The organism is Orbaceae bacterium lpD02, from assembly GCA_036251875.1.
In the GTDB taxonomy this organism is placed as follows: domain Bacteria; phylum Pseudomonadota; class Gammaproteobacteria; order Enterobacterales; family Orbaceae; genus Orbus; species Orbus sturtevantii.
On record CP133960.1, the window covers coordinates 2,526,561 to 2,541,357 of the forward strand.

12 protein-coding genes are annotated in these 14,797 nt (G+C 35.1%); 9 read left to right on the plus strand and 3 right to left on the minus strand.

Going from position 1 to position 14,797, the window contains the following annotated elements; all coding sequences use genetic code 11:
* The first annotated feature begins 3 nt into the window (after nucleotides 1-3).
* From murB to birA, 3 genes are all read left to right on the plus strand, one after another.
* Nucleotides 4-1,020, plus strand: a complete 1,017-nt coding sequence (gene murB / locus RHO12_11125) for a UDP-N-acetylmuramate dehydrogenase (GenBank protein ID WVD65905.1) — start codon at nucleotides 4-6, stop codon at nucleotides 1,018-1,020.
* Nucleotides 1,021-1,109: 89 nt separating this feature from the next.
* Nucleotides 1,110-2,261, plus strand: coding sequence for an MFS transporter (locus tag RHO12_11130; protein WVD65906.1), 1,152 nt, complete (start codon nucleotides 1,110-1,112; stop codon nucleotides 2,259-2,261).
* Nucleotides 2,245-3,207 carry a bifunctional biotin--[acetyl-CoA-carboxylase] ligase/biotin operon repressor BirA gene (birA, locus tag RHO12_11135; GenBank protein WVD65907.1) on the plus strand — a complete coding sequence of 321 codons (963 nt, stop codon included), beginning with the start codon at nucleotides 2,245-2,247 and terminating at the stop codon, nucleotides 3,205-3,207. The genes RHO12_11130 and birA overlap by 17 nt, the downstream gene beginning before the upstream one ends.
* A gap of 21 nt (nucleotides 3,208-3,228) precedes the next feature.
* On the opposite strand, the gene RHO12_11140 is transcribed toward birA, so the two are convergent.
* Nucleotides 3,229-4,887 carry an LTA synthase family protein gene (locus tag RHO12_11140; GenBank protein WVD65908.1) on the minus strand — a complete coding sequence of 553 codons (1,659 nt, stop codon included), beginning with the start codon at nucleotides 4,885-4,887 and terminating at the stop codon, nucleotides 3,229-3,231.
* Nucleotides 4,888-5,101: 214 nt separating this feature from the next.
* Here RHO12_11140 and modF point away from each other — a divergent pair, with 214 nt between their 5' ends.
* The 4 genes from modF to RHO12_11160 all read left to right on the plus strand — a co-directional run bounded on the left by modF (nucleotide 5,102) and on the right by RHO12_11160 (nucleotide 9,830).
* Nucleotides 5,102-6,571 (plus strand): molybdate ABC transporter ATP-binding protein ModF, encoded by a 1,470-nt coding sequence (modF, locus tag RHO12_11145; protein WVD65909.1) that lies wholly within the window; start codon nucleotides 5,102-5,104, stop codon nucleotides 6,569-6,571.
* A 409-nt stretch (nucleotides 6,572-6,980) separates the two neighbouring features.
* Nucleotides 6,981-8,984 (plus strand): excinuclease ABC subunit UvrB, encoded by a 2,004-nt coding sequence (uvrB, locus tag RHO12_11150; GenBank protein WVD65910.1) that lies wholly within the window; start codon nucleotides 6,981-6,983, stop codon nucleotides 8,982-8,984.
* 84 nt (nucleotides 8,985-9,068) lie between these two features.
* Nucleotides 9,069-9,449 (plus strand): DUF5362 family protein, encoded by a 381-nt coding sequence (locus RHO12_11155; GenBank protein ID WVD65911.1) that lies wholly within the window; start codon nucleotides 9,069-9,071, stop codon nucleotides 9,447-9,449.
* Between the two features lie 30 nt (nucleotides 9,450-9,479).
* Nucleotides 9,480-9,830 carry a RidA family protein gene (locus tag RHO12_11160; GenBank protein ID WVD65912.1) on the plus strand — a complete coding sequence of 117 codons (351 nt, stop codon included), beginning with the start codon at nucleotides 9,480-9,482 and terminating at the stop codon, nucleotides 9,828-9,830.
* 48 nt (nucleotides 9,831-9,878) lie between these two features.
* On the opposite strand, the gene fabA is transcribed toward RHO12_11160, so the two are convergent.
* Nucleotides 9,879-10,400 (minus strand): bifunctional 3-hydroxydecanoyl-ACP dehydratase/trans-2-decenoyl-ACP isomerase, encoded by a 522-nt coding sequence (gene fabA / locus RHO12_11165; protein ID WVD65913.1) that lies wholly within the window; start codon nucleotides 10,398-10,400, stop codon nucleotides 9,879-9,881.
* Nucleotides 10,401-10,474: 74 nt separating this feature from the next.
* Nucleotides 10,475-12,208, minus strand: coding sequence for a Lon protease family protein (locus tag RHO12_11170; protein WVD65914.1), 1,734 nt, complete (start codon nucleotides 12,206-12,208; stop codon nucleotides 10,475-10,477).
* 273 nt (nucleotides 12,209-12,481) lie between these two features.
* Here RHO12_11170 and RHO12_11175 point away from each other — a divergent pair, with 273 nt between their 5' ends.
* A complete protein-coding gene (locus tag RHO12_11175; GenBank protein WVD65915.1) occupies nucleotides 12,482-14,224 on the plus strand; it encodes a DUF3413 domain-containing protein in 1,743 nt (580 codons plus the stop codon).
* An 88-nt stretch (nucleotides 14,225-14,312) separates the two neighbouring features.
* The gene (locus tag RHO12_11180; GenBank protein ID WVD65916.1) at nucleotides 14,313-14,783 is read left to right on the plus strand and encodes a YhcH/YjgK/YiaL family protein; all 471 of its coding nucleotides are present in this window, start codon (nucleotides 14,313-14,315) and stop codon (nucleotides 14,781-14,783) included.
* The last annotated feature ends 14 nt before the right edge of the window (nucleotides 14,784-14,797 follow it).

Here is a 14,797-nt window from a genome sequence, read left to right on the forward strand (position 1 = left end):
TAAATGAAAAAATTGATTCCAAACACATTTAATTTACCTGTATATGCCAATGATGTGATAACGGTCAATTCTATACAGCAACTGCTTGATTGCTATGAGCAAGCGACGAGTAAAAATTTACCTATTTTAGTTTTAGGCGAGGGCAGTAATACGCTTTTCACTGAAGATTTTGGCGGTATTATTATTATTAATCGAATTAAAGCGATAACGGTTACTGAGAACGAACATTATTGGTTGATTAAGGTTGGTGCAGGCGAAATCTGGCATCAACTAGTCCGGTACTTAATTGATAATAATATGCCTGGACTTGAAAATTTAGCGTTAATTCCGGGCTGTGTTGGCTCTGCTCCGATCCAAAATATAGGTGCTTACGGCGTAGAGTTTGAAAAATTTTCTGATTATATTGAATTGCTAGAATTAGCAACGGGTAAGCTTATTCGTGTTACGGATGGCAAATATAGCTATCGCGAAAGCATCTTTAAATCGCAATACCTTGAAGGATTTGTTATTGTTCATGTTGGTTTAAAAATAGCTAAACAGTGGCAACCCATTCTTGATTATGGCGAACTGAAAAATTTTGATCCGAGTACTGTTACTGCTAGGGCTATTTTCGATAAGGTTTCAGAAGTTCGCCGAGCTAAGCTTCCTGATCCTAAAGTACTTGGAAATGCGGGTAGTTTTTTTAAAAATCCGGTTATAGATCAAATTCAATATGATATTTTAATTAAATGTTACCCAAGTATGCCGTCGTATCCTCAAGCGAATGGATGTATTAAAGTTGCCGCAGGTTGGTTAATTGAACAATGTGGTTTAAAAGGTAAGAAAGTCGGAGGCGCAGCGGTGCATGACAAGCAGGCTTTAGTTTTGGTTAATAATGGCAATGCAATTGCACAAGATGTCATTGATTTAGCTCATTTGGTAATAAATACGGTACAACAAAAATTTAATATCAGCTTATCACCCGAAATTCGATTTATAGGCAAGCATGGAGAAATAAAGCCTAATGTATTGTTATCTTAATGCTTTATTTAATAATAACTAAAGGTAAATTACTATCAATTAAGTTATTATTGGTGAAACCAATGTTATTTATATTAAGAGATAGTTAGATGGGCGCGCGTTCTTACTCTTTCCCGATTTTGTTAACAAGTTTGTTATTTGTAACAATTTCTCTTTCAGCACTCAATACTCAAGTGCCACTTTGGCTTGTACATAACCAATTTCCTGTTTGGCAAATTGGCATGGTTGGTTCGAGTTATTTTATCGGTAATTTGGTTGGTACTATTGTGGCAAATTGGATTATTGGTAAATTTAATGCTAAGCGAACTTATAGTTATGTCTGTATTTTATTTGCGCTCGCAACATTAGGGCTAAGCTTTTCAATTGATTTTTATAGTTGGTCATTTTGGCGATTTATTATAGGAATTGCTTGTGCGGTAACATGGGTTATTGTCGAAAGTTGTATCCTTATAACTGGAACGGTGAGAACAAGAAGTAAAATGTTAGCGGTTTATATGACAACTTATTACTTAGGTACAGTATTCGGTCAGGCGCTGTTACGTTATTTTCCCAGTAATGTTTTATATTTTGGTTTAGTTATCTCAACATTGATGGCATTAGCGATTTTATTTATCCTATTAACGCATTATAAGCTGCCTAAAAAGAAAAAAAATTCGTTGAACCTTATGCCGATGTTAGTACATAAACAAGCAAGATTAGGTTTAGTCGGCTGTATCATTGCGGGCATGATAATAGGTTCAATTTATTCGCTATTGCCGGCTTACTACGCGCATCTAGGTTACAACGATAGTCAAGTCGCTGATTGGATGATTTTACTTATTGCCTCGGGGGTTATTGCTCAATTTCCTGCTGGATGGTTTGTTGATAAATATGGTAAACCAGTGTTACTTTTACTTGAAATGGTAATTATTATAATCGCTTGTCTTATGTTGATTGCTAATGTATTTCCGGCGTTTGCAATTATTATTCTTGGGGCAACAGTTTACACCGTTTATCCCATTTCAATGGCTTGGGCCTGTGAAACCGTTAGAAAGCAAGATATTGTATTAATGAATCAAACCATGCTATTAGTCAATACATTAGGCAGCCTTATTGCACCCGCAATAATTGCATTAGTAATGGATAAATTAGGTAACCACTATCTATTTGTCTGTTTTGTTATTGTGTCTCTTTATTTTGTTTGGCTATTATTAAAAAATTTAATAAAAAATAGGAAACCTCGTTATGCAGGATCTTTCTAATCCCCTCAAAATTATTGATTTATTATCTGATGGGCAAGTCTATTCAAGCAAAGAGCTGGCCGCTATTTTGGGCACTACCTGCGCTGGCATCAATGAGCATATCGAATTAATTCGACAATGGGGGATCGCGCTAACCACAGAACAAGGCTATCAACTTATTTATTCATTGGATCTACTAAAATATGACAAAATTGCTAAATACTATCAAAAATATTCAGCGCAGCCAATCGGACTGGATGTTATTCCCATTATTGGTTCAACCAATCAATATTTATTAAATAAAATAAATAAGTTATCATCAGGATCAGCATGTGTTGCTGAATATCAACAAGCAGGAAGAGGACGTAGAGGGCGGCAATGGTTTTCACCGTTTGGTAGTAACCTATATTTATCAATGTATTGGCGATTAGCACAAGGATTAGCTGCAGTGATGGGGTTAAGCTTAGTTATTGGCATGGTGGTTGCTAACGTTTTACGTAAACTCTCTGGTCAAGATATTAAGGTAAAATGGCCTAATGATCTTTATCTCAATGATAAAAAATTAGCAGGTATTTTAGTCGAGATTTCTGCTAAAACAGGTGATGTAGCTCATGTTGTTATCGGGGTTGGCATAAATCTAAATATGCATGCTCCTGATCAACATGTCGTTAATCAAGCTTGGTCTAATTTAGGCAAAATTGATAGAAATTTACTTGTAGCCCATTTATTATTCTCTCTACGAGAAGCATTAGGGTGTTTTGAAAAAAAAGGCTTCGCTGCATTTTTTGCTGAGTGGGCGCCAATTGATAATTTTATTAATCGCTCAGTAAAACTAATTATTGATGATACCAACATTATTAAAGGCATTTGTAGGGGAATTAATCCGCATGGTGCGCTATTGCTCGAACAAGACGGAAAAATAACTCCCTATATTGGTGGAGAAATATCATTAAGGGCCGATGAATAGGTAAAGCATTAACAATCAATGTTAATGCTTTGTTGCGCTTCCGGCATCTTTTAGGTCTTGGTAAATATAATGTTTGTAACTTTCTACTAATTTTTGATCTTCACAATCATTTAATTTACCTCCGCATAAATATCGCATCGCAATATTGGCTTTATAAAAATCAGAATATTGCACGCCAGATTTTTCTAAAATAAGACCACCAATCAACGATGCATCAGTAAGCTCATTGTGTTCAACCTTGGTCGGATAGTTGGTTGATAAGGTATACTGAGTAAGGAAATCGGCTTGTTTGAGTTTTGTTTTATAATCACCATGCCAGCTTAAATTCGGTTGGTGGTCGCCAAAATAAACGAATAGTGTTGGATTCTCTCTTTGTTTTATATAGTTATTGAAGTCTTGTGTGGCTGAATTGAGAGACTCTATTCTATTCAAATAATCATTTAGTCTGCCAACAAATTGAGAATCCGCGATATCTTGGCCTAACTGATAGTCATCGGCATGATTTGGATCATAAGGGCCATGCTCATTCATTGATAAGACAAAAATAAAGAGCGGCTTATCGGTATAAGTCTCTAGAATAGTTTTCACTTTATCGAGTAGATCTTTGGTTGGTATTTTCCATAAATTTTCATTTTTATCTGCCTGATAGCCTAAATCCTGTGGCATAAAAAATTGTTGCATACCAAATGATGTATACGACGGGCCTGCATTATAGTTACCGTACGCCATAGGAGAAAGGACAACGGTATAATAACCATTTTCATTTAATTCTTTAAATAAACTTGTTTGCACATGAGGAGCTACTGCATAATAAACAGAATTTTTACGAAAAGAGAAATCATTACTGTTTAGGCCAGTGAGTATAGCAAACTCAGTCAACCAAGTTCCTCCTCCAAATGTTTGTACTCTCATCAAGTTGCTATTTGGTTCAGAGAACATATCATAATGAGGTAAATTATTTGATTGAATATTAAATAATTGTGGGTTTACGGTTGATTCTTGTAAAAAAACAACAATGTCTGGTTTTTTATGAGGGTTTTGCTTTGCATTATCGATGTCATTCTCAATTGCCGATGATTTTTCTAAGAAATAGTCTGATGAGCGACTGTAGCAGGGAGGTTCATAAGTCATTTGATTAGATGAAATAAAAAGATTAGCAATGGTTCCTCGCCCTTTGGGTAAAAATTGTTGCCATAGCCGATTAGTATCATCTTGCTGACTAATATAAATAGCTGCAGAGAGTGAGGCTACCGAGAAGATAAGACAAACAAATTGCAGCTTATAGCTAATTCGTTTTTTTGACCAGAAAACCCAAAAATTAATCACTAAAAATGCTACTAGCGCTAATAAAAAAATTAATGCACTTGGATAATGTATCAGAGTAGAAAAGTTTTCAGGGTCGATTGCGACATAAAAATCAGCAAAGAATAACCTTTCTTTATAAAAATGCACTTTAATCTGATTAAGTAATTGCAAGCATATGATTAGTGAGCTGGATACAATTAGTGGTAAAATGCTCTGGCGTGTAAGAAATATAAAAAATAACGTTAATGAAATATAAAAGCTAAAAGAGATAACGGCAAAAATTGAAAAACCAACTGAACCAGAGCAAATAATTATAGCGGTAAGAATGATTAAAATTGCATAAATTTTTTTTAAAATAGGGAATATCTTTTTCATAACATGTTATTTTAATTGGACTATAATTATTGTATTTTAGCATAAATTACCTAATTTGTATAAACGGTATTGGCTGCTTATATAAATTAATTGAAGCTAGTTATCGGGTCTGTTTTAGGTCTCTTTTTGGTTACGTTAAGTTTTCAATTTAATCACTAAACTTGTATTTTGAACTGTTTAGTAAGTGGTAGATAATTAAAAAATGGATATTGATATGATAGAAATTGAAAATGCTAAATATAAAATTAGTGACTATATGACTTTTCTTATTCCCCATTTAATAGTAAAAAAAGGCGAGTGTTTGGCTTTTGTTGGGAGTAATGGTAGTGGGAAATCAACACTTTCTAAAGCGCTGGCTAACGAACAACGATTACTATCTGGTAATGCCAATAATCATTTTGCTCGTATTGCTCATATCTCGTTTGAATTATTACAGAAACTTGTTGATGAGGAGTGGAAAAAAAATAATACCGACCTACTTAGTGAAGGTGAAGATGATACAGGGCTAACAACGGCTGAGATCATTCAAGAACAGATAAATAATAATGACTTATGTCAAAAATTAGCAAAGCAGTTTGGGATTGAACATTTACTCAATCGGCGCTTTAAATATTTATCAACAGGTGAAACCAGAAAAGCATTACTATGTCGAACGTTAATGTTAACACCTGACTTATTAATTCTTGATGAGCCGTTCGATGGCTTAGATATTGACTCTCGCCAGCAGCTTACGTTGTTGTTAGAGGAGTTATCTAAACAAGGGATAACACTGGTTTTAGTGCTCAATCGATTTAATGACATTCCTGGCTTTGTTCAAGTCGTAGGGGTAATTGCAGAATGTCAACTCGTTAAGGTTGGTAACCGTACGGCAATATTGCGAGATGAGGTAATAAAAGATCTTGCCAATATCGAATCATTAAATTGCGTGAATTTACCTGAACCAGATGAACAACCTGTTCAACTACCAGATGACCTGCCTAGAGTTGTTTTAAATCATGGGTATGTGCAATATAATGAAAAACCAATTATAAATGACTTAAACTGGCGGGTAAATGCGAAAGAGAATTGGCAAATAATCGGTCCCAATGGTGCAGGAAAGTCGACGCTATTAAGTTTAATTACCGGTGATCATCCGCAAGGATATAGCAATGATTTAACATTATTTGGTCGTAAACGCGGTTCAGGGGAGACCATTTGGGATATTAAAAAACATATCGGTTATGTGAGCAGCAGCTTGCACCTTGAGTACCGAGTAAATATTAGCGTGAAAAATGTCTTATTATCAGGCTATTTTGATTCGATAGGCGTTTATTGTGCAACAAGCGATAACCAGCGTAAATTGGCAGATGAGTGGTTAGCCTTACTTAATCTTAGCGAACAGGCAAATCAGCCTTTCCAATCTTTATCTTGGGGACAACAACGTTTACTCTTAATCACCCGAGCTTTAATTAAACATCCTACTTTATTAATATTAGATGAACCCTTACAAGGGCTTGACCAACTGAATCGAGAGCTAGTAAAGCGCTGGATCGATTTATTGATTCAAAAGGGTTATAGTCAGCTATTGTTTGTATCTCACCATGTAGAGGATGCACCATCTTGCATAACCCATAGATTAATATTTGTTCATGCACAAGACAATAGTTATAAATATGACATAAAAGTATTATCAGAGGGTTGTTAGGGAATTGCTATCAAACTAGCAAATAAAAATAGGGAAAAAAATTATTTCATTGTTACTGATGGCTCGTTTTAAAACCCGCTTATCAGCCTAAGCTATTGGAAAAGTTGGGGGTAGCAAAATTAATAAAGTTATCCCCGATGCCTGTGGGTAACTTTGTGAATAGTTTCTTTAAAATAGGGCTAATAGTTGGAAATAGCTAGCTTTATTCTAGTTTGCTTAGATAGTAAGCATAAAATAATAAAGTATTATTAATCATTGTGTTAAAATAAATCAAGCCTGTTTTTTTGAGATGATTAATCTGTTTTTTTAATAGTTGGGTCAAAAATAAATAAATTCAAAAGGTCAAGTCTTTTTGGGGATAAATTTTATTAATTGGTAATAATTATATAACCGAGATGAGTATTAGAATATGCGAAATTTTAAATTATGTTCTGAGTTTAAACCAGCAGGGGATCAGCCAGAGGCGATCAGAAAAATTAATCAGAATTTGGAAGACGGGATTGCTCATCAAACTTTACTAGGGGTGACAGGATCGGGAAAAACATTTACGATGGCAAATGTTATTGCTACACACAATCGCCCAACAGTTATCCTTGCACCAAATAAGACTTTAGCCGCGCAATTGTATGGTGAAATGAAAGCATTTTTTCCTGATAATGCGGTGGAGTATTTTGTTTCATATTATGATTATTATCAACCTGAGTCATATGTGCCTTCGACAGATACCTTTATTGAAAAAGACGCCTCTATTAATGAACACATTGAACAAATGCGCCTATCAGCAACAAAATCTCTGTTAGAAAGACGAGATGTGGTTATTGTCGCATCAGTCTCAGCTATTTATGGCTTAGGTGCGCCAGAAACCTATATGGCAATGATTCTTCATTTAACCAAGGGCACTATTACAGATCAGCGTTCGATTCTAACCCGTTTAGCCGAAATGCAATATAAACGCAATGATATTGGTTTTAATCGAGGTACATTTCGCGTTCGTGGTGATGTCATTGATATTTTTCCCGCAGATTCAGACACTTTAGCGGTTAGAGTTGAATTATTTGATGATGAAGTTGAAAAAATAGTCTTATTTGATCCTTTGACTGGCAGTGCTGCAAATGAAGTTTCTCGTATTACGGTTTACCCAAAAACGCATTATGCGACTCCTCGTAATATTTTAGATAATGCAGTTGCTCAAATAAAACAAGAGTTAGCTGAAAGACAGAAAGTTTTGTTAAGTGAAAATAGGTTATTGGAAGAACAACGCTTAACCCAGCGCACACTATTTGATATTGAAATGATGTCAGAGCTGGGTTATTGCTCTGGTATCGAAAACTATTCACGTTACTTAGCTCAGCGTCAGGCAGGGGAGCCACCCGCAACATTATTCGATTATCTTCCCGCAGATGGATTATTATTTATCGACGAATCACATGTTGGTGTTCCACAAATAGGCGCTATGTATAATGGTGACCGCTCACGTAAGCTTAACTTAGTTGAATATGGTTTTCGCCTACCGTCAGCCTTAGATAATCGACCATTAAAGTTTACTGAATTTGAAAAAATTATGCCTCAGACCATTTATGTTTCAGCAACTCCTGCAAAATACGAAATTGAGAAATCAGGTAATGAAATCATTGAGCAAGTCGTTAGACCAACGGGCTTGCTTGACCCGACCATTGAAGTTAGGCCGGTAGCGACACAAGTTGATGATCTACTTTCAGAAATAAAACAGCGTATGCAATTAGGTGAGCGAGTACTCGTTACGACTCTAACTAAGCGAATGGCTGAAAATTTGACTGATTACTTTTCTGAACATGATATTAAAGTAAAATATCTACATTCGGATATTAATACCGTCGAACGAATGGAAATTATTCGTGATTTACGTTTAGGCGAGGTTGATGTGTTAGTGGGCATTAACTTATTAAGGGAAGGGCTTGATATACCAGAAGTCTCTTTGGTAGCGATTCTAGATGCGGATAGAGAAGGCTTTTTACGCTCAACGAGTTCACTTATTCAGACGGTAGGACGGGCAGCCCGTAATGTAAATGGCAAAGCAATTTTATATGCCGACAAAATAACCCCAGCAATGCAACATACTATAGATGAAACCGCTAGACGTAGAGCTAAACAACAAGATTTTAATCAACTACATCATATAACCCCGACGTCAGTGAAAAAACAGATTCAAGATATTCTAGAAGCGGGATTAAGTACCAAAAAATCAACCAGCAAAGTTAAAATGTTTGAGCCAGGTAAAAATTACGAATATGTGTCAATAAAAGACGTTCAGACTAGAATTAAAGAGCTAGAAGTAATGATGTATGACGCAGCTAAAAATCTAGAATTTGAAAGAGCGGGGGTGCTTAGAGATGAAATTCATAAATTAAAAAGTGACTTCGTTACTCTGTCCTAATCTTTAGGCTAATTCAGATTGTCTATTAGGCGCAACTTTGCTAGTATAGCAAAAATTTTAGCTAACTGAATAAAAGGAAATAAAGTGGAAACTATTGGCGAGATTAGTTCTAATATTATGCAAATTGACGTTGATCCTGTTTTAATTAAAAAAATGTCATTTATTGGTACTGTACACAAAATTTTTGGTGTTTTGTCGATCATAGGGGGAGCTATTACTTGCTTGGGTATTATTACCGCGATATTTGGTGTACCTTATATAATCGCTGGGATAAAATTATTTAAATCAGGTAGTTCATTTTCTTATGCCGCATACTCTAAAGATGGTAATTTATTAAAAGATGCAATAATGAATTTAGCCTCTTTTTGGTTATTTAATTTAATTGCAATAGCTGCAATATTTATTTTTTATGCGCTTTTTTTTATCATAATGATGATGGCTATTGGTAGTCGTGGCTATTATTAAGTTAGTTTTTAAGATAAGGCCATAATATTGATGAGTATCAAACGTATTGATCCAGATGACCGATGGTCAGAGGCCACTATTTATAATGGTGTTATTTACTACACGGGTGTGCCGACTAATTTGATTAATGATGCTTATGAGCAGACAAAAAGTACGTTGAATGAGATAGATAAAATTTTAGCTCGGGTAAATAGCGATAAGACTCAAATTTTAGATGTAACCATTTTTATCGTTGATATAGCAGATTTTCCGGCAATGAACCAAGCGTGGGATGAATGGGTTGTAAAAGGACAAGCACCTGTTCGCTGCACCGTTCAAAGTGGTTTAATGAATGCTCACTACAAAGTCGAAATTAAGATTATCGCAGCAGTAGATCAGTAATTGAAGTAACGCCGTGCTCTGCCGTGTAATGGCAGAGCATTAGCAATATTAGAATGCGGTTGTATCTTGGAATAGGCCAACTTTAAGGTCAGTTGCTTGATAAATCAATTTACCATCAACAAATACTTCCCCATCACCAATTCCCATAATTAATTTTCGATTAATTACTCGTTTAAAATGAATTTTATAGGTAACTTTTTTGGCGCTAGGTAACACTTGCCCAGCTAATTTTACTTCGCCAACACCTAGTGCTCGTCCTTTACCTTTACCACCAAGCCAACCTAAATAAAAGCCGACTAGCTGCCACATTGCGTCTAAGCCTAAACAGCCAGGCATCACGGGATCATTTTTGAAGTGACATTTAAAAAACCATAAATCGGCATTAATATCGAGTTCAGCTTCTACATAGCCTTTTTCATATTTACCGCCATGTTCGTTCATTTCAACCACACGATCCATCATTAGCATGGGATCTGCTGGTAATGGCGGACCATCAATACCGAATAGTTCATTATTACCTGATTTAATCAGATCTTCTTTTGTATAAGATGATTTGCGTTCAAAAGTCATAAGTAACCTTTATTAGTTTATAGCATTAAAAAATTAACGTACAAGTGTAAGCTTAATTAATTGTTTTTGCAATGTTATTTGAGCCATTTCTGGAGCCAGCTATTTGGTCGTCGCTCCTGATTCATCATTAATTGGATACGGGTTTGAATCAATTTATATAAATTGATGGTAGTTTCATCACGATAAGGAATGCCCGTCAGCAAATAGAGTGCCTCAGCAACATTATCAACGGTCCAAATAGAAAATTTTCCATTTCTAACCGCTTCTATGATGTCATCATTTAAACATAAATGCCGTTGATTACTTGCCGGAATGATTACGCCTTGTTGCCCTGTTAATCCTTGATGCTGACAAATAGCAAAAAAACCTGCTATTTTTTCATTTACACCACCTATCGCTTGAACATTACCAAATTGGTCGACAGAACCAGTAACGGCAAGCTGCTGATCAATTGGTTGGCTCGCCAAGGCACTAATGAGTACACAAAGACCAGCAAGTGATGCGCTGTCACCATCAACTTCATTATAAGATTGTTCAAAAACTAAAGACGCAGAAAACGGCAATTGATGAGTAATAGCAAATTCCGCAGTAATAAATGATTGCATTATCATCATTCCCTTTGAATGAATATTACCGGCTAATTCATTTTTACGCTCAATATCGATAAATTCACCATCACCAAAATGAATTAAGCAACTTAATCGTGTTGGCTCACCGATCGCTTTTGGATAACCAGGATACTCAATCACAGATAGACCATTTATTTGACCGATGATTTGGTCCTGAGTATTAATAATAATTTGATTAGTAAAAATGGCATCTCTAAACCGATCAATTAAATAGCTTTCTCGCCAATTTTTTTGCGCTATTGCATTTTTCACTGCAGCGGAATCGATCAAATTTTCGGTTGTTTGGGCTACATTTGTTAATAGCGTGTTTAACCAGTCGGGCGATAAGGGGAGGTAATTTTGGTCTTCAGTATATCGAACTCCTTCTTTTATTAGCTCATTAAAGGCTGAATTATCAACTGGAGGAAGCTGCTGATAATTAGCTAAAAATCGCAAATAGTTCGACCATTTTTTTGTATCTTCATCTGATTTAATTAATACGTCATCTTCTAGCTCTGCGTATAATGCACTATTATAAAATTCGGGCTCAAAATCTTGTAGATCAGCCATGCTTAGTCTGTCGCCGACTAAAATAATACGCAAATCGAGAGGCATTGGTGGAATTGCAATCGGGAGTGGGTTCGAATCATCGGTAGAAAACCATTGATATTCACCGTTTATTACCATATTTTTTAATCGTAGCCAAATACTGGGTTGAGCAAGCAATGTTCGTAATCCCAAGATTAGGACTCCACCATTAGCATTATGGACTAAGCCTGGTTGTAGTTTAAAGGTGTCATCTTCAGGTTGTCTTAAACAACCAAATAGGCTCTCGTTATCAAGCATAGATGCAAATAAACAGTTATCTGTTGCTGCAAAATTATCTTGTTTGCTTTTAGCGGGAGCTAAAGTAATCTTGCGTTCATAAATATGATATGCAAACCCATTGTTATTTGGCGGTAGTAGCGATTTAATTGAGTCCTGTAATAGTGAAAAGACCAGTTGACTATCAGGTGCTTTTAATAACATAAATTTAGGTTGATAGGGGCGCCTATTTGCTGGACACAATAACGATAAGGTCGATTTCACCCGTGGTTGTAGTGTCAAAAAATCTGTAGTCAGCGTAGCGTCTTGCGATAAAGATGCCGTGTGCTCTAAATTAGGTTGAGTTTCTTGCCAAGATAGTTGTTTAATTGTCAAAGTCTTATTCTTTATGTAAATTAAAACGATTAACTTAATCGGCAAATTATATCTGATTTTTAATCGTTTTAATATGTCTGCTAATATAATTTATCTTATAAGTAACCACATAAATAAAAAGAGATAAAATTGATTTCACTTATCGGTTTTACTTAATTTTAAATAAGGTGAGCATTATTGTTATTGTTTAATAATTGAAAATTTACGGCAAGATTGTATAAAATCAGTTAAACTACTCGCCATTAACTACTGTAGCTCAATTTATATTATTTTATGGTCAAACTTAAACATAATTCATGGAATGACGATCGCACCTCGCAAATAGTAAGCTGGGGGCACTGGTTTGCACTATTTAATATTTTTTTAGTAATTATTTTAGGTAGCCGCTATCTGTTTATTGCTGATTGGCCGCAAACTTTACTTGGTCGGTTTTATGCAATTATTAGTTGCATTGGTCATTTTAGTTTTTTAACTTTTGTTGCCTATTTAGTTTTACTCTTTCCATTAAGTTTTTTTATTCATTCCTCGAAGTGGCAACGGATTATCGCTGTCATTATTACCACAATAGCCATTACAATATTGCTTATTGATATTGAGATTTTTTCTATTTTTAGAATGCACTTAAACTTTGCTATTTGGCAGATCTTAACGTCAGCAGATGATAGTAACGTCTTAAGCGCTCAGTGGCAAAAATTATTTATTTTTGTACCATTTATTTTATTAGTGGAAACAATTTTTGCTATTTGGAGTTGGCGTAAGCTGCGAAGCTTAACAAAACGAAGAAAATACTGTAAACCATTTGTTGGTCTTTTTATACTTTGCTTTTTATCTTATCATTTGATCCATATTTGGGCTGATGCCAATTTTTATCGACCAATAACCATGCAACGCTCGAGCTTACCTATTTCTTACCCTCTAACGGCGAGGCATTTATTAGAGCGTTATGGTTTTATTGATCAAGGCAATTACGAATCGAGGGTTAAACAAGAGGGCAACCCTTTTGCGATCGCAATTGAGTATCCATTAAGTAAAATTAACTATCGCCATTCTGTATCGTCTTATAATATTTTAATGATTGTCATCGACGATTGGCAACAAAATAATCACCTTCAAAACATGCCAATATTAGATGAATTTGCTAAGCAAAACATGCAGTTTACTAATCATTTTAGTGCAAGCAATATTGCGTCACTCGGTGAGTTCTCTCTATTTTATGGTTTGGATCCGAACTATTACAATAGTATTTTGGCTAACCATCAATCTTCAGTCCTTATTGATACTTTGGCGAAGCAACGTTATAACTTAGGCTTATTTTCCTCAGATGGGTTTGCTGATCCCCTATATCGATATGCATTATTATCTAATTTTTCAATGCCAGATGAAACGAAAAAACAATCCTATTTAGCAACCAGCGATTTATGGTTATCTTGGTACAAAGAGCTACAAAATATTGAAAATGGATCAGCATGGTTTTCTATTATTCAATATAAAAATAATACAAAAATTAATGTTCACCAGCAGCAAAAGGCTCTTGATAATGCGATAGCCAAAGTTATTAATACGTTAAAAGCAAGCGATGAACTAAATAAAACGATTGTTATTATCACTGCGAGTAATAATAAATTATCAACAGCCAATCATGAATTTAATCGCCAACAATTCAATGTGCCTTTGATTGTTGCATGGCCAGATAAGGGGCAAAAAATTATTACAGCGCCAACATCGCACGTTGATATTATGCAAACACTGATGCAAGATGTCTTAAATGTTACTACTGCACCAAGGCAATATAGTCAGGGTGAAAATTTATTTTTACCCAATGGGCGAAAATGTCGTATCGGTGGTACTGAAATGGATATTATGGCTTTGTGTGAAGATAAAACGATCTTAATCGATAATTCGGGTCATTATAGCATTTATGATTTACACGATCGATTACAAAAAAATGAAAAGCTAGGTCTTTCTAGCTTTTTGCAACTAGTAACAGAAAATCGACGATTTATGGTAACTAATTAATCCATTATTTTTGATTGATAATAACAAATTTTTTACTTAAATTTATCGCTGATGTTACAGCTAAAATAGATAGCTTTTGGAGTATAAAATGATTATTGGCAACATAGAGCACTTGAGTTTAGTCCCATATTTACCCATAAAATTAAAAAATACTATTGAATATATTAGAGATAACGTAAATAACAATACCCCAACAGGTAAGTATGAGATTGAAGGTGAAAAGATCTTTTTTATGGTGTCCGAAAACACACCAAGACACAAGCAAGATGCAGAGCCCGAATACCATAAAAGATATATTGATATACAAATTGTACTCGATGGCGAAGAAGGAATGTCTATCTCGACATTAGCGCCTCATACAGCAATCACTGACGATAAAATAGTGAGCGATGATATTGCGTTTGTTAAAACGCCCAAAGAGGAAACCATGTTTGTCGCGCATCAAGGCGATTTTGTCATTTTTTATCCCGGAGAAGTTCATAAACCACTCTGTGCAATTGATGAAAAATTAGCTAAGGTTCGTAAGGTTGTAGTAAAAGTAGATATAAATTATTTATAACTCAAATAAATACT